Genomic DNA, 15,600 nt, shown 5'->3' on the forward strand with positions numbered 1-15,600 from the left:
TACCTAGGAGATAACCAGACACAGGTTGGCCTGCTGTTCTGCTGATGGTTATTCAGTTTTCAATGTGCGTCACGATGTGCTGATGGTTTCATCGCTAAAACCGTCACGATGTGCTGATGTACGACAAGTAGGCGGTAGGTGGGCGGTGGGGGCTAGACGGGCAGGGTGCGGCCGGTGTAGCGGCGGCCGATGTCCGCGGCTTCCCGGCTGCGGGTGGAACAGATCTTGACGCCCTCGTCGATCATCTGGACCACGTTTTCCGGGGTGACGCCGTTGAGGAAGGCGATGCCGGCCGCGTCGCAGGCCGCCTTGACCCGGGCCCGGGCCGCCTCCATCTCCGGCGGGTAGGGCGGGTCGTGGGCGTCCTTCCAGCCGAAGGACATGCCCATGTCCCCCGGTCCCCACTCGGCGAAGGCGATGCCCGGCACCCGGGTGCTGAGCTCTGCATTTTCCAGGGCCCGGCGGTTCTCGATCTTCAAGCCCAACAGGAGCTCCCCGTTGGGGTTGAGGGGCCAGACGTCGGCTCGATCCAGGTATTCGGCCACCGACACCCCCCAGATGGCCGCAGCGTGGCCCTGGCCGCCAGATCCCCGCCGGCCCTGGTCCAGCCCCTGCCCCACTCCGAGGGTGTGGAAGGGATAGCGGGCCGATTCCACGAAGACCTTCACCGCGGCGGGCGTCTCCGCATGGCAGAGCAGGATGCCGTGGACGCCCCGGGCCAGCACCTGTTTGACCATCCAGGCGTTGGCGCGCATGACATGTTCGTCCGTGCCGTCGGTGGGCAGGGTGACGATGACCGCGGGCGTGCGGTGGCCGCTGCGGGTGGGCCCGCCGTCCACCAGCCCCCGCATGAAGGCATCCAGCGCGCCCATGTCAAACGCGCCGTGTTCCAGCTCCACATTCAAGTAGTCGGCCCAGGTCTGGACCGCGGCCAGGCCAGCTTCGTAGCTGACCTCGGGGACGCCCGTGTAGTAGACAGGCTGTCCCTGTTCCAACAGCTCGATGACACGGTTGATCCGGGCGGGCATGGGGCAGCTCCTTTCGGTGGAAGTCCGAAGTTCGGACTCCGGACTCACTCTCCCGCTTCGCCATCCAGGATGGCGTTGACGGTCTTCAGCTCCTGCTCGGTCAGCACCCAGTCCGCGGCTTTGGCGTTGCTCTCCACCTGTTCGGGCCGGGTGGCGCCGGAAATCACAGAGCTGACCGGGGGATGGGCCAGCAACCAGGCATGGGCCAGTTCGGTCATGGTCCGTCCCCGCTCCTCGGCCCAAACCGCCAGCCGCTCGATCTTGTCGTAGTTGGCGTCGGTCATGTACTTCTGGACGTAGGCGCTGGATTCGCCCCGGGAGCCGGCCGGCGGCGGCTCGCCTCGCCGGTATTTGCCCGTCAGGAAGCCACCGGCCAGGGGGAAGTAGGGTAGGAAGCCCACGCCGTTGGCCGCGCAGTAGGGCAACACCTCCTGCTCCTGGCCCCGCTCCAGCATGTGGTAGTGGTTCTGGACGCTGACAAACGCGCTCCAGCCCCGCAGCTCGGCCAGTACGTTGGACTGGGCCAGCTGCCAGGCGGCGAAGTTGGACGCGCCCACGTAGCGTACCTTGCCGCTGCGCACCAGGTCATCCAGCGCCCGCAGGGTCTCCTCGATGGGCGTGGTGGCATCCCAGCGGTGGATCTGGTAGAGGTCGATGTGGTCGGTCTGCAGGCGGCGCAGGCTGGCCTCCACGCCGTTCATGATGTGGTAGCGGGAGGCGCCCACGTCGTTGGGGCCATCCCCGGTGGGGTTGTAGACCTTGGTGGCCAGCACCACCCGGTCCCAGCGCCCCTGGAGGGCCACGCCCAGGGTCTCCTCAGAGCGCCCCTTCTGGTAGACGTCCGCAGTGTCGATCAAGTTGATGCCCAGGTCCAGGGCGGTGTCGATGATGGCGTTGACGCCGGCCTGGTCGACCTTGCCGCCGAACTGGTTGGTGCCCAGGCCGATGACCGAGACACGCAGGCCGGATTTACCCAGCTGTCGATATTCCATGGATGAATGCTCCTTTGGAGGGTTACAAGTGACACGTAGACAAGTTCAAAATATTCAGGCTGGCCACGAACCTTCCCTGTCCATCAGCCATTAGCCATTCTCCATTATCCGTTTTCCATTAACCATTGTCCGTTCCCGCATCCAGCCGGTAGAAGGCGATGGCGTTGTCCCGGAAGAGCCGGCGCAGCTCCTCCTGGCTGCAGCCCTCCACCGCCCAGGCCAGGGTCTCCACCCAGCGGGGGTAGTCGGTGGCCTGGACCGCGACGGGCCAGTCGCTGCCGTACATCACCCGGTCGAAGCCGAAGGCCTCGATGACGTGGTCGATGTATGGCTTCAGCTCCTCCCGGGTCCAGCGACGATGGTCCGCCTCGGTCACCAGCCCGGAGACCTTGCACCAGACGTTGGGGAAGGCGGCCAGCTCCCGGATGTGTTCCCGCCAGGGGTCCAGCTGGCCCTGGCGGATATCCGGCTTGCCGATGTGGTCCAGGATAAAGGAGACTTCCGGGCACTGGGCCACCAGACGGATGACCCCCGGCAGCTGGAAGTGGTAGATGCAGATGTCGAAGCTCAGGCCATAATCGGCCAGGGCCTGGACGCCCTTCACAAAGTCCGGCCGCAGGCAGAACTCCGGATCCGGCTCAGACTGGAGGATACGGCGGACGCCCTTGACCAGGGGCATCGCGGCCAGCCACTCCAGGTCGGGGCGGGCGGCATCTCCCTGTTCCAGGGGCGCCCAGGGGACCATGCCCTGCAGGCGGGGCTCCTCCCGGGCCAGCTCCGCCACCCAGGCCGCCTCCTCCCGAAACTGGGCCGGGTCGCAGTCACACTGGAGAAAAACCATCTTCTCCACCTGGACCGGACCGATGGCCTGGCGGTAGTCCTCCAACAGGTAGGGGCGATTCAGTACCGGGTTGCCCGTCAGCCAGGAATAGCGCAACCGGTTGGGATCCCACAGATGGACGTGGGTGTCGACGATGGGGAAGGGGAGCATGGTGGTGCCTCCGTATGGCGGTCAGGGTGGTAGTCAGGCTATAGCCGGCTCAGGAACTGGAAGATGGCATCGCTGTTGCCGGGCAGATTCTCGTGGCCGAAATCCGGGTAGATGCGCAGGGACTTCTTGCTGCGGATCTTGTTGTAGGCGGCGAACTGGGTGGACGGTGGGCAGATGCGGTCGGCGAAGCCGGTGGCCATCATCACCTCGGCCTGGATGCGGGGGGCCAGGTGCTGGACGTCGATGTAGCCCAGTTTGGTGAAGATCTCCTGCTCCCGCTCGTGGAGGGGATCGAAGCGGCGGAAGTACTCCTCCAGCTCCGCGTAGGCGTTCTTGGCCAGCTCCAGATGCCAGACCCGCTGGTAGTCACAGAGGAAGGGGAAGACCGGCGCGGCCAGCTTGATGCGGGGCTCCAGCGCGGCGCAGGCCAGGGTCAGGCCGCCGCCCTGGCTGCCCCCGGTGGCGCCCACCCGGTCCGGATCCACCTCCGGCATCTCCATGACGATGCAGGCCAGCTGGGCCGTGTCCAGGAAGATCTGGCGGTAGAGCAGCTTGTCCGGCGAGTCGTCCAACCCCCGGATGATGTGCCCCCGCAGGGTCCAGCCTGCCACGCCGCCGGGATCCTGGGAGAGCCCGCCCTGGCCCCGGCAGTCCAGCGCGGCCACGGTGTAGCCCGCGGCCACGTAGCCCAACTTGTCGGACCAATCGCCCGAGCTACCGGAATAGCCGTGGAACATGAGCACGGCCGGGTGAGGCCGGGGCGCGTCCTTGGGGTGGAGCAGTTTGGCGTGGACCCGCGCGCCGCCCACACCGGTGAAGTAGAGGTGAAAACAGTGGGCGAAGGGAACCTGGAACTCCGCCGGGACCAGCTCCACCTGGGGATCCACGGCCCGCATTTCGGCCAGCGCCCGCTCCCAGTAGGTGTCGTGGTCTGCCGGCCGGGGATTGGTGCCCTGGTAGGTCTGCAGTTGCTCAAAGGGCATGTCAAAGAGCAGCGGCATGGTGTGCTCCTCTAGCTACGTTTGGTTCGGTGAAAAAGTTCGGTTGGTCATACCGATTGTTTTACGAAGTGGCGCTCATGATTCCGTAGGTCCGGTTTCCATACCGGACGAGCGGTCTATGCCTCTTGGTTAGGCAATCGGTATAAGAAGGAACAACGAAAAGCGTGAAATGACCCCAAATGATAAACAGCCGTGCTCAGAGATAGCGGCTGAACAGCTGACGAGTGGCGTCCCGGACGGTGGCCACCCGTCCCGCGGCCACCAGGCCCAGGGCCAGCAGGCCCAGCAGGGTATCCTCGGGCGTGGAGCAGAGCCGGTATTCTGCCTGCAGCCGGGCCGCGATCAGGTCCCGCAGGGTGGCGAAGCGCTGGGCCACGCCGCCGGAAAAGACCAGCCGCCGCCAGCCGGGCGTGCCGTCCGGGGCAAGGCGCCGGGCCGCGGCCTGGTAGTTCTCGGCCATGTGTTTGAAGGCCGCCCGAAAGAGGTGCCCCACCGACAGGTTGTCCTCCCGGATGTTGGTGATGGCCCCCGCGCTGCCCCCGTCCACGGCGAAGAAGTTCAGGTTGACCTCCAGGTCCGTCTCCGGGATGGCAGTCACCGCGCTGGCGATGTAGCGCCACGGGTCGCCCACGGTGGTGCGCTCCGCCCGGTCCAGCTCCAGGAGCAGGTCCACCAGGGCGTTGAGGGCGCGGCCGGCAGGGATGCTGGTGATGGTGTTCAGGAAGCGGCCGTCAAAAAAGGGCCGAGTCTCGTAGTCCCCGGGTTGCCACCGGGAGACGATCTGGCTCACCTGGGAACCGGTGGAGATGTTCAGGGAAAGCTCGTCCTCCTGGACCAGCGCGCCCACGATGGCGCACTGGTGGTCACCCACGGGCATGAAGCAGGGCAGGCGCCGGCCGTCCACCTCTACGGTGTAGGGCGCCTCGGTCACCGGGCGCAGGGCTGGCCAGCGCAGGCGCTCCAACCCCAGGGCGGCGATGACCTCCCGATGCCAGTCGCCCGTGGCCAGGTTCAACGCGCCGTGGGACGCGGCGTTGGTGGGCTCGGCGCAGGGCGTCTGGCCCGAGAGTTGCCCCAGCACGAAGTCCGGCAATGGCGCGGGCACCAGGGGTTCATCGGGCAGCAGCCCTTCCTCGGCCAGCCAGAAGAGGGCGCAGAGGGGCAGCCCTGGCCGCAGGCCGTTGCCCAGCTCCACGGCCGCCTCCGGCCCGATGCGCTCCCGGATGACGTCGAAATGGCTGCCCGCGCCCGACGGGTGGGGCAACAGGGTGCGCTGGTCCCGCCAGGTGATGGCGTTGGAGCGGGGGCGGCCCGCCGGGTCGGTCAGCACCAGGCCGTGCATCTGGCTGCACATCACCAGGCCGGCCGCCTCCGGCTCCAGGGAGAGCAGGCGCCCCAGCAGCTCCTGCACCTCCGCCACCACGGCCTGGGGCTCCACCTCGAAAAAGTGGGGCGGCAGATCGGGCAGGGGAGGCGGGAACGCCGTGCGTACGATGTGGTGAATGGTCAGCTCGTCCAGGTTGAGGACGGCCCCCTTGATGAAGGTCGTCCCCAGGTCGATGGCGATCAGCTTCACCGGATCTCTCCTCCAGGGGTCTGGATGACGTCTTCATCCGCTCGGGGCGGGCCACCGTAGACCATCAGCCCGGCGAAGACCAGGGTGGCCACGGCCAGCACGGCCAGGATGGTGACCATGGTGACCCGGGGCCCCAGGGCGTCGAAGAGCTGGCCGATGAGGAAGGGGAAGCTCATGGCGCCCAGGCTGGCGCCCACGAAAAACCAGCTGGTCACGTTGCCGTTCAGGGTGATCCGGCGCTCGGCCCAGGAGATCACCGTGGGGAAGATGGACGCCATGGCAAAACCGGTGCCGAAGGTCCCCAGCCAGATGATGGGGCTAGAGCGGGGGAAGAGCAGGATCAGGCCCACACTGGCCAGGCAGCCCAGCAGATCCAGTAGGAGGATGGTGCGGGGCCGCAGGCGGGCCGCCACGGGAATGGCCAGCAGGCGTCCTGCTGTCAGAGCCCCCCAGAAGAGGGAGGTCAGGTAGGCGGCCGCGGCCACGTCCGCCAGCCCCAGGGTGGTGGCGTAGGTGTAGATCCAGCCGCCGAAACTCACCTCCGCGCCCACATAGAGAATCATGAAAAGGGCGATCAGGGCCACCAGGCGGGGGTTCTCCACACCCCGACTGGGGCCGGCCGGGCCGCTCCGGGCTGCCGGGCTGGGCAGGCGGGCCAGCCACAGGGCCACGGGCAGGAGGAGCAGGGCCAGGATCCAGTAGGCCCAGGTGATGTCGCCCGTGGTCAGCACTGCCTGGGCCACGATGATGGGCGAGATGAAGGCGCCCACGCCGAAGAAGAAGTGGAGGCCGTTCATGAATGGACCCACCCGGCTGCCGTGCACCCACACCAGCAGCGTGTTGCCCCCCACATCCAGGGTGCCTTCGGCGACGCCCAACAGGAGCAGCACAGCGGCCAACCACCAGAGCACCGGCAGGGTTGGCGCCAGGGCCATGGTGGCGGCCATGGTCAACAGCGCCCACACCATCACCGGGTGGCCAGCCATGCGGTCGTAGATGCGGCCGGCCAGCAACGAGCCGCCCAGGTAGCCCAGGGAACGGGTGGTGAAGAGGAAGCTGATCTCGCCCAGGTGGGTGCGAGTGTGCTCGGCCAGGCCGGGCAGGGTCGGCCCCAGGGAGGCGCTCACCAGCCCCAGGCCGATGAAGGCGGCGTAGTAGCCGATGGTGCTGGCCAGGGGGCGCAGCGGGCGGGTCCCCGGCTGGCCGATCTGGGTTCGGGTGGCGTCGGCGGTGATGGGCAACGCTCGCTCCTCTGGCAACGGGTGGTGGGTGGCTGTGCAGTCAGGCAGCCCCGGCCGCAGCCCAGGGTTGACGTCGGATGCAGGCTGGCGTCCTGGTGGTGGGCTTGGGTCCGGATAGGATGGGGATCATTGTAGGCCAGCCCGGCAGCGGTGTCAACAAACGGGGCGTTGCGGGTGTTTTAGCCTCACCCTCCCACCAACCCCATGAGCCACAGCACGCCGCCCCCTACCACCAGCAGCCAGATGCCCACGATCATTGCCGCGGCCCACCGGCTGCGGGGCAGGCGGGCAGGCCGCGCCGCGGCCGCCGCCCGGCACTCCTCCCACACCGGCCGGGGCACCAGGGCGATGGCCAGCCAGATGCCCAGGGGCAGAAGCAACAGGTCGTCCACATAACCCAACACCGGCACGAAGTCGGGAATCAGGTCCACCGGGCTCAGGGCGTAGGCCACCACCAGCCCAACGACCACCTTGGCCGCCAGGGGCACCCGCGGGTCCCGGGCCGCCAGGGAGAGCGCATAGAGATTGCGTTTCAGGGCCTTCGCCCGTTCCCGCCAGGATGCCAGCATGACGCGCCTCCATTTTCATTTCACACATCCCCATTTTGGGGTCCCGTTCAAGATGGTCGGAGTCCGCCCATCGGACACCGATTGTCCCGTTTGTTGCTCATTAACAAATTAATCTGACAATATACCGAGACCCCGGCACAGATTGAAATCTGCGCCTGGCGGGGACCAAACCGGCTGGAAGCCGGTTCAACCGGAGCGCGCCAACCTGCTTCAGCAGGTTTGTTTACACGGAGCCTGGGGATTCATCCCCTGGCGGACATGCGCAGACCCGGGCACAGATTGAAATCTGCGCCTGGCGGGGACCAAACCGGCTGGAAGCCGGTTCAACCGGAGCGCGCCAACCGGCTTCAGCAGGTTTGTTGGCACGGAGCCCGGGGATTCATCCCCTGGCGGGCAAAACCGCCTTGTCCCCCCCGCCGATCTGGAGTATACTACGGTCAGCTCATTCAACCCATCTTGATCACAACCTGACCCATCTCCCGGTCCCCCGAAATGGCAAAACGCTTCCCGGAACGACTCCCCGAATCCATCCAGCAGGATCCCGACCGCGGGGCCGAGCGCCGGGTCTACGACGCCCTGTCCCAACTGCCCGACTCCTTCACCATCTTCTACAGCGTGGCCTGGCTGGGCCGCACCGACGCCGGCGCGCAGGACGGCGAGGCCGACTTCGTGGTCGCGCACCCGGATCTGGGCATCCTGGTGCTGGAGGTGAAGGGCGGCGGCATCTGCTTCGACGCGGCCAGCGGCGCCTGGTCCTCCACCAACCGCCACGGCCAGACCTTCGAGATCAAAGACCCGGCCGAGCAGGCCCGGCGCAACAAATACGCCCTCCTGCGCAAGCTCCAGGAGTTGCCCGGCTGGGGCAACCGCTGGGTGACCCTGGGCCACGCCGTGGTCCTGCCCGACGTCACCCTCCCCGGCGGCCCCCTGCGCCCGGACCTGCCGGCGGAGATCCTCATGGATCACCACCAGCTCCAACAGATGGAGGCGGCCATCGGCCGGGCCTTCGCCTACTGGCAGCAAGAAGACGCCCGGGGGCAGGGCCTGGGCAGCGGAGGCATGCAGCTCCTGACCAACCTGCTGGGCCGCTCTTTCCAGCTGCGCACTCCCCTGGGCGTGGCCCTGGCCGCGGACGAAGCCCGCATCGTGGAGCTGACCGAAGAGCAGATGCGCATCCTGGACGTCCTGAGCCAGCAGCGCCGGGCCGCCATCCAGGGCTGCGCCGGCTCCGGCAAGACCATGCTGGCCCTGGAGAAGGCCCGGCGCCTGGCCGCCGAGGGCTTCCAGGTGCTCCTCACCTGCTTCAACATCGCCCTGGCCCGCTACCTCCAGGAACGGGCCCCCCAGGGCGTCCACGTGGCCCATTTCCACGGGCTATGCGAAGAGCTGGCCGACCAGGCAGCCCTGCCCCTGACACAACCCCAGGACGATCTCCAGACCTACTACGACCACACCCTGCCCGATTACCTGCTGGATGCGGTGGACCGGCTGGGCCCCCAGTTCGACGCCATCGTGGTGGACGAGGGCCAGGATTTCAAGGAGAACTGGTGGCTGGGCCTCCAGTACCTGCTCCGGGACCGGGAACAGGGCATCTTCTACGTCTTCTTCGACGACAACCAGAACCTCTACCAGGGCGTGGATCACATCCCCGGCATCATCGACCAACGCCCCTACTCCCTGCAGGAAAACTGCCGCAACACCCGAAGCATCCACCGGCTGGTGAGCCGCTTCCACCCGGCCGGCACGACCATCCGCTGCCGCGGGCCGGCCGGCCGCGAGCCCGAGTGGATCCCGTATCAGTCCGAAGCAGAGATGCTCCGCCTCTTGCGCAGCAAGCTCCACCAACTGGTCAACGAGGAAGGCATCGCCCCCGGCGACCTGGTGATCCTCACGCCCCGGGCCGAGCGCCGTTCTGCCCTCAAGGAAGGCACCCAACTGGGCAACTTCGTCCTGACCCGGAAACCCCTCCCCCGAGGCGCCAACCAACTGTGGGTGACCACCATCCACGCCTTCAAAGGGCTGGAGCGCCCGGTGGTCCTCCTGGCCGAAATCGACGACCGGGCCGGACACAATCGGGAGACCCTCTTCTATGTAGGCTGCTCCCGGGCCCGGGCCCATCTGCTCCTCTTCCATGATCGGAGTATGGACCCGGCCACCCTGACAGTCACCGGGTAAGAATGCAGCCCAGGGTAAAGCTGTCAGCGCCCAGGCGTCGGCATCTGGATCAGAGAGCCCACCGGCCGGGCAGGGAGCCGGGACGCGACCACCACGGCCTGGTCGTCCAGTTGGGGGCGGTAGGTAGCCAGCCACGGCTGCCCTCGATAGGCGGTGACCACGCCGGTCAACAGCCAGTAGGGCAGCCTGCCACTGATGACCAGCCCCCGGTCCGCGGGGATGGACGGCAGCGCGAGCTCCCGGGCTTCGCTGTAATCCACATAGGCATCCACCAGCCTGAGCTCCAGGCAGATGTGGTCGGCCGTTTCCACCACCTGCCACCGGAGCGGCTGGTGGGCCGCCGGGTTCACCTGCAGGCGAACGGTCGAGGGCTGGACCCAACCCAGGCGAGGGTCGAACTGGAACAAGGACGCCGGCGCAACGTGGATGGCAACGGCCGCGTAGAGCCAGGCCGGCCCCCGGCCGTACAGGGCCAGGGACTCGCCCTGGGGCAGATATTCCAGGACGGCGGGCAATTCTTCCGGCTGCCAGGTGTGGGGGAGGGGCCCCAGCCCCATGTCCTGGGCCAGGCGATCCACCTCCACCGTCATCTCCAGGGGAGACTGGCTGAGGTGGGCCAGGCGTAGCTCCGATTCCTCGTAGTGGAACAGGGCCGCCAGCCGTGTGGCCAGGGCATCCACCACGGGCCCGCCCACCGGGCGATGGCGCTCCAGCCCAACCACCCGGGCCTGCAACACGGGCTTGTGGGCCTGGATCTGCTCCTGGCCCGTCAGGGCGGACCGGAGCTCGGCCAGCACGGCCAGGCCGTGGCGGATGGCCAGATCGCGCCAGATGGGCAGTTCGGTGGAGGCGGTAGCTTCCGGGGCGATCAGGATGGCGTGGGTACAGTGATCGAAAATGGCCTCCTGCTCTGGGGTGGGCCGGCCCCCCACATCCACCAGCAGGGGCAAATGCCGCCGGTTCAAATCCCGGCAGATGCCCTCGACAAAAGAGCGGCTAAATGGGCTCTTGTTGCGGATCAGCCGCACGGTTTCAGGCGGCGCTTCCTGACTCCAGTCGCCTTCGCCGTCGGGACAGGCCCGCAACACATAGTGATCGATGCATTGTGCTCGCAACCGTTGCGTCAGGCCATAGGTAAGGACCGACTTGCCGCTGTGGGGCGGGCCACCGATGGCCACCGCTGGAAATTGATTCATGATGGACACTCCTAAAACTGCCTTGATCGTCACCCTGGGTGGGCAACCCCAGATCGTGACCTTTGCATTGGACTGGCTGCTGGCCCGGGAGCTCCCGGTCCACGAGGTGTTCGTGGTACACCTGTCACCCCAGGATCCACGGCTGCAGCGCTCCCTTCAGAAGCTGAGCCAGGAATTTGTGGACGACCGCTACGCCGGGCAACCCTGCCGTTTCCGGCGGGTCCCGGTGCTCCTGGGCAACCGTCCCCTGGAGGACATCCGCACCGAAGCCGAGGCCGGGGCCGTCTGGTCCACGGTGCGGAACCTGATCGCCGAGTTGAAGCAGCAGGCGTACGCCCTGCACCTCTGCATTGCCGGCGGCCGTCGGCTGATGGGGCTGCTGGCCACCTCGGCCGCCGCGCTCCTCTGCGACCACCAGGACCGGCTCTGGCACATGTACACGCCGGACGCCTTCCGGGCGGCGGCCCATGAAGGGGCCATCATGCACGCGGGGCCGGAAGACGGCGTCCGCCTGATCCAGGTGCCCTGGACGCCGTGGGGGACCTACTTCCCCGCCCTGCGGGCCATGGCCCAGGCGCCGGAGCAGGCCCTGGCCCGGGAGATGGGGCTGTTGACCACGGCCGACCAGCGGCTCTGCCGGGAGGTGCTCCAGCGCCTGACCCCACGGCAACGGGACGTGCTGTGGGCCTTCGCCCGGGGGCTCCGTCCCCAGGAGGTGGCCGAGACCCTCCAGATCAGCCTCAGCACCGTCAACAGCCACAAGACCGCCATCCTGGCGGAGTGCCGGGTGGCCTGGGGGATCAACGAAGGTGAGCATCTGGACTTCCACTTCCTGCGGGAGCGCTTTGGCCGGCTGGTGCACCAGCTGGACAGCAAGGAGACGGCCGGTCCGGCAAGTCGCCCTCCATTCTAGCACAGGGCCCCGGCGGCCGAGATCCGCACTTCTGTTGAGAAAGATCAATACTTCTGCCGAAGCGAACGCGTCCCGGGTCATGCTAGAGTAGGCCCCAGGGGATCCGTCGGGGAAGGCCCTCGACTTCTCCGACGAACCCCCTGATCTGGCTCAAACATGAGGAGGGCGGACGGGGCAAGCCCCGCCCCTACGGAAACCGGTGCCACGTCGTAGCGACAGCGGGCGGGCACGGGGTCCCGCCCCGACGAAAACCGGTGATGGATCGCAAATCGGTGGATCCAGTCCGCGTAAAGCCATCATGCCAGCGAGAAAAGAAACGGAGGTGGATTGCCATGGGAGAGGAAGGGATCGCCCTTGCCGGGCTGTTGCACGACATCGGCAAACTGATGCTGCGCGCGTCCGTTGCCGGCCGTTATACATGGGAACGTACGGCCCAGGGCGATTTCGGCTACAAACACGCCATGCTCAGCGCCACCTTCGTGGAGGAGCTGGTGCCAGCCCAGTGGCGCAAGGAGGTGCTGGGGCCGGTGGGCTACCATCACAAACCCCAAAGCCGCCGCGACCGCATCGTGCAACTGGCCGACCATCTCTCCGCCGCCGAACGCAACGACGGCCTCCAGGACGACCAGCCGCGCGTCGAGCATCCCCGGCAACTGCTGTCGATTTTCTGCCAGCTCGAAGCCGACGATCAGATGTTGCCCACAACCCAACGCCGCTACCTGCCCCTCCAACCGCTGCGGCTGGAGGAAGAGGCGCTTTTCCCGAAGGATGAGCTGTCGCCGGATGAAGTCTGGCGCCGCTACGAGGCGCTGTGGGATGGGTTCCGCCGGGCGGCAGAGGCGCTGCGGGACGCCCACGCCAACGGGGGTGACCTGCCCACCTATCTCGAAAGCATGTTGCTCCTGCTTCAGCGTTACACCTGGTGCGTCCCGTCGGCCTACTATGGCAGCCTGCCCGACATCAGCCTCTATGACCACAGCCGCATGACCGCCGCGCTGGCCGCGGTGCTCGACCGCCCAGAGGTCGACGATGCCTGGCTGGAAGCCATGAAGCAGAAGCCGGAAGCGAGCCCGCGGGAAGTCGCCCTCCTGGTCGGCGGCGACGTCAGCGGCGTGCAGGAGTTCATCTACACCATCACCGCCAGCGGAGCCACCCCCTCCCTGCGGGGGCGCTCCTTCTACCTCCAACTCCTCACCGAGGCAGTGGCCCGCTATGTGCTGCGCCGGCTGGACCTGCCCATCACCAATCTGATCTACGCGGGCGGTGGCAACTTCTACCTGCTGGCGCGGCCGGGCGATCTGGCCCACCTGACGGCCATCCAGCGGGAGATCAGCCGGGTACTGCTCCAACACCACCGGGGCGCACTCTACGTGGCGGTGGCGGGGCTACCCCTGCAGGGAGCGGACTTCTTCAGCGGTCGGATCAGCGAAGCCTGGGGACGACTACACGAACACATCCAGCAGGCCAAGCTGCGCCGCTTCGGCGAGTTGGAGCCATCGGAGCTGGCGCAGCTCTTCCTACCCCTGGGCCACGGCGGCAACAAGGAACAACAATGTCAGGTCTGCGGGCTGGAGCACCCCAACACCAAAGCAGAGCGCGCAGGCGCAGACGCCGAACCGGTGCACAAGTGTCCTGCCTGCCTGGCCTTTGAGGAGCTGGGCGATGCCCTGCGGCGGGCACGCTGGTTGCAGTGGACCGAGGGGAAGCCTGGAGCCGAAGCGATGGCGCTGGACCTGACGGCGCCGCCCGGCACTTACGACCAGGTCTTGGCGGCTTTCGGGCTGGAGGCTGCGCTCCTGGAGAGGGCGCCCGAGGCTGCGCCCACCGCCGCGCGCCAGGTGCTGCTGGCGATCGACGACGACGGGCTGGCGGAGATCCAACCCACGCCCCAGACCGCGGTGGGCCGGCGTCTGCTGGTCAACACCACGCCCCTCCTCACCTCCGACGAACGCCAGGCGCTGCTGCAAGACCCGCACTTCCCGGAAGAGGAACGCCGACAGCTACCGCTCGCCGGGCGGGTCAAGCCCTTCAGCGTGCTGGAACACGGGTCGCGCGGCATCCAGCGGCTGGGCGTCCTGCGCATGGATGTGGACAACCTGGGCGCGCTCTTCCAGCGGGGTCTGGGCGAGCAGGCGAGCCTCTCCCGGGTGGCCATGCTGAGCTTTGCCATCAGCCTCTACTTCGAGGGCTGGGTGGCGAAGCTGGCGGAGGAGGTGAACCAGGCCACGCGTCGCCTGCCTGCCCAGGGAGGACGGCTCTACGCCATCTACGCCGGCGGCGATGACCTGTTCTTTGTGGGCAGCTGGGATGCAGTGGTGGAGCTGGCCATCGCGGTGCGCCGGGACCTGACCCGCTATGCGGCCGGGCATCCGGGCATCCACGCCAGCGGAGGCATTGCCCTGGTGGGGGGCAAGTATCCCCTCTATCAGGCCGCCGAGGACGCCAAACGGGCCGAGGAGCAGGCCAAAGCACTCCACTGGCGGCTCAACGGCGTCCATCGTCGCAAGGACGCCATCAGCTTCCTGGGCGTGGCGCTGCCGTGGACGCTCTTCGGTATGGAAGACGAGGCAGAGATGCCCAATCTGGAGACGGTGCACGGGTTGATGCACGAACTGACCGGGCTGGTCCAGGAGGGTGCGCCCAAGGCGCTGTTGCGACGGCTGGTGGAATTTTATGGGGAGCACACAGAAGCACAGCGTCGGTGGCAGCTCACCCAGGGCCAGAGCGGCTGGGTGGACGACTCCCAGGTGGTGTGGGGGCGCTGGATCTGGCGCAGCGTCTACACCCTGAAACGGATGGAAGAGCGGACCAGGCAAAACGGGCCGGTTCGCCAGCGGCTGGCGGCACTGCGCGGCGCCCTACACGCCAGAGACTACCGCCTCTTCCAGCGGCTGGGCGTGGCCGCGCGCTGGGCAGAGCTACTGGTCCGGGGAAAGGATGGGGATTAGGAGAATCGAGCGATTTTGTGGTAGAGGCGGCTCTCAGCCGCCCCATGGTGCCCTCCCCAGGCGAGTGAAGGGATGGCGACAGATGCGCAGCTACGAGCTGCGCCTACGAGAAATGGCCCGATTTGTGGTAGAGGCGGCTCTCAGCCGCCCCATGGTGCCCTCCCCAGGCGAGTGAAGGGATGGTGACGGATGCGCAGCTACGAGCTGCGCCTACGAGAAATGGCCCGATTTGTGGTAGAGGCGGCTCTCAGCCGCCCCATGGCGCCACATTCCGGCGAGTGAAGGGATAGCGACAGATGCGCAGCTACGAGCTGCGCCTACGGTCATGTATGAAGCGCACTGGTACAACCGCAATGAGCATCCGTCGTTATTACGTTCCAAATTCAATTGTGTTTATTACCCAGGTGGTGGCACACAGAACTCCTGTTTTTGCTCAGCCTGCATTTGTCGATTTGCTGCGAGAACACCTGCGGAAGACACAGCAGTATCATCCGTTTGTACTGCTCGCTTATTGCTTTTTACCCGACCACTTCCACATCATGCTTCGTCCGACAGGGAACAGCACCTTTAGCGACATCATGCACTCACTTAAACCCAACTTTACGAAGGCTTATAAAAATCTACAGGGTATTTCGGGTAACATGAAATTTTGGCAAAAAGGGTTTTGGGATCACGTCATTCGGAATGAAGAGGATTTCTGCCGCCATCTGGACTACATTCATTACAACCCAGTACACCATGGTCTAGTGCAACGTCCTGAGGAGTGGCCGCACTCCAGCTATGTTTACTGGCAAGCACGGGGCGCCTATCCTGAACGATGGGGATGGAGTTTGCCAGCATCCATCTGCGCCGCCGAGTGGTTATCATGTGAAGCGGATGACGATTAATTTAATTTCTTGTAGGTGCGGCTCGCAGCCGCACATTCCTGACAGCCCACGAGACCGTAAGGCGACAGCGAAAGCGCAGCTAC

The 15,600-nt window shown here is 66.5% G+C and carries 12 protein-coding genes; 4 read left to right on the forward strand and 8 right to left on the reverse strand.

Annotated features, from left to right (window positions below; translation table 11 throughout):
- Window positions 1-152: 152 nt before the first annotated feature.
- The 7 genes from FKZ61_RS20300 to FKZ61_RS20330 form a co-directional block, all read right to left on the reverse strand.
- Entirely contained in the window at window positions 153-1,028 is an 876-nt protein-coding gene (locus tag FKZ61_RS20300; protein WP_141611976.1) for an aldolase/citrate lyase family protein, read from the reverse strand.
- Between the two features lie 44 nt (window positions 1,029-1,072).
- Window positions 1,073-2,020 carry an aldo/keto reductase gene (locus FKZ61_RS20305; protein ID WP_141611977.1) on the reverse strand — a complete coding sequence of 316 codons (948 nt, stop codon included), beginning with the start codon at window positions 2,018-2,020 and terminating at the stop codon, window positions 1,073-1,075.
- 118 nt (window positions 2,021-2,138) lie between these two features.
- Window positions 2,139-3,011 carry an amidohydrolase family protein gene (locus FKZ61_RS20310; RefSeq protein ID WP_141611978.1) on the reverse strand — a complete coding sequence of 291 codons (873 nt, stop codon included), beginning with the start codon at window positions 3,009-3,011 and terminating at the stop codon, window positions 2,139-2,141.
- Window positions 3,012-3,049: 38 nt separating this feature from the next.
- Window positions 3,050-4,012 carry an alpha/beta fold hydrolase gene (locus FKZ61_RS20315; protein WP_141611979.1) on the reverse strand — a complete coding sequence of 321 codons (963 nt, stop codon included), beginning with the start codon at window positions 4,010-4,012 and terminating at the stop codon, window positions 3,050-3,052.
- Between the two features lie 196 nt (window positions 4,013-4,208).
- Window positions 4,209-5,588, reverse strand: coding sequence for a sedoheptulokinase (locus tag FKZ61_RS20320; RefSeq protein ID WP_141611980.1), 1,380 nt, complete (start codon window positions 5,586-5,588; stop codon window positions 4,209-4,211).
- Window positions 5,585-6,829: an MFS transporter gene (locus FKZ61_RS20325; RefSeq protein ID WP_170200081.1), complete on the reverse strand. Its 1,245-nt coding sequence runs from the start codon at window positions 6,827-6,829 to the stop codon at window positions 5,585-5,587. The genes FKZ61_RS20320 and FKZ61_RS20325 overlap by 4 nt, the downstream gene beginning before the upstream one ends.
- Before the next feature lie 185 nt (window positions 6,830-7,014).
- Window positions 7,015-7,398: a YkvA family protein gene (locus FKZ61_RS20330; RefSeq protein ID WP_141611982.1), complete on the reverse strand. Its 384-nt coding sequence runs from the start codon at window positions 7,396-7,398 to the stop codon at window positions 7,015-7,017.
- 492 nt (window positions 7,399-7,890) lie between these two features.
- Here FKZ61_RS20330 and FKZ61_RS20335 point away from each other — a divergent pair, with 492 nt between their 5' ends.
- Entirely contained in the window at window positions 7,891-9,573 is a 1,683-nt protein-coding gene (locus FKZ61_RS20335; RefSeq protein ID WP_141611983.1) for an NERD domain-containing protein, read from the forward strand.
- A 23-nt stretch (window positions 9,574-9,596) separates the two neighbouring features.
- Here the strand turns inward: FKZ61_RS20335 and FKZ61_RS20340 are convergent, their stop codons facing one another.
- The gene (locus tag FKZ61_RS20340; protein ID WP_141611984.1) at window positions 9,597-10,769 is read right to left on the reverse strand and encodes a CRISPR-associated protein Csx3; all 1,173 of its coding nucleotides are present in this window, start codon (window positions 10,767-10,769) and stop codon (window positions 9,597-9,599) included.
- Between FKZ61_RS20340 and FKZ61_RS20345 the strand changes: the two genes are divergently transcribed.
- The 3 genes from FKZ61_RS20345 to FKZ61_RS20355 all read left to right on the forward strand — a co-directional run bounded on the left by FKZ61_RS20345 (window position 10,768) and on the right by FKZ61_RS20355 (window position 15,517).
- Window positions 10,768-11,682 (forward strand): CRISPR-associated ring nuclease, encoded by a 915-nt coding sequence (locus FKZ61_RS20345; RefSeq protein WP_141611985.1) that lies wholly within the window; start codon window positions 10,768-10,770, stop codon window positions 11,680-11,682. The genes FKZ61_RS20340 and FKZ61_RS20345 overlap by 2 nt on opposite strands.
- A gap of 332 nt (window positions 11,683-12,014) precedes the next feature.
- The gene (gene cas10, locus FKZ61_RS20350) at window positions 12,015-14,630 is read left to right on the forward strand and encodes a type III-A CRISPR-associated protein Cas10/Csm1 (RefSeq protein ID WP_170200083.1); all 2,616 of its coding nucleotides are present in this window, start codon (window positions 12,015-12,017) and stop codon (window positions 14,628-14,630) included.
- Window positions 14,631-14,926: 296 nt separating this feature from the next.
- Window positions 14,927-15,517: an REP-associated tyrosine transposase gene (locus FKZ61_RS20355; protein ID WP_141611987.1), complete on the forward strand. Its 591-nt coding sequence runs from the start codon at window positions 14,927-14,929 to the stop codon at window positions 15,515-15,517.
- Window positions 15,518-15,600: the final 83 nt, after the last annotated feature.

It is taken from the genome of Litorilinea aerophila (assembly GCF_006569185.2).
Taxonomy (GTDB): domain Bacteria; phylum Chloroflexota; class Anaerolineae; order Caldilineales; family Caldilineaceae; genus Litorilinea; species Litorilinea aerophila.

Coding starts and splice junctions, on each gene's coding strand:
- FKZ61_RS20300 (WP_141611976.1), bottom strand. CDS start 1,028: ATGCCCGCCCGGATCAACCGTGTCATCGAGCTGTTGGAACAGGGACAG.
- FKZ61_RS20305 (WP_141611977.1), bottom strand. CDS start 2,020: ATGGAATATCGACAGCTGGGTAAATCCGGCCTGCGTGTCTCGGTCATC.
- FKZ61_RS20310 (WP_141611978.1), bottom strand. CDS start 3,011: ATGCTCCCCTTCCCCATCGTCGACACCCACGTCCATCTGTGGGATCCC.
- FKZ61_RS20315 (WP_141611979.1), bottom strand. CDS start 4,012: ATGCCGCTGCTCTTTGACATGCCCTTTGAGCAACTGCAGACCTACCAG.
- FKZ61_RS20330 (WP_141611982.1), bottom strand. CDS start 7,398: ATGCTGGCATCCTGGCGGGAACGGGCGAAGGCCCTGAAACGCAATCTC.
- FKZ61_RS20335 (WP_141611983.1), top strand. CDS start 7,891: ATGGCAAAACGCTTCCCGGAACGACTCCCCGAATCCATCCAGCAGGAT.
- FKZ61_RS20345 (WP_141611985.1), top strand. CDS start 10,768: ATGATGGACACTCCTAAAACTGCCTTGATCGTCACCCTGGGTGGGCAA.
- FKZ61_RS20340 (WP_141611984.1), bottom strand. CDS start 10,769: ATGAATCAATTTCCAGCGGTGGCCATCGGTGGCCCGCCCCACAGCGGC.
- cas10 (WP_170200083.1), top strand. CDS start 12,015: ATGGGAGAGGAAGGGATCGCCCTTGCCGGGCTGTTGCACGACATCGGC.
- FKZ61_RS20355 (WP_141611987.1), top strand. CDS start 14,927: ATGCGCAGCTACGAGCTGCGCCTACGGTCATGTATGAAGCGCACTGGT.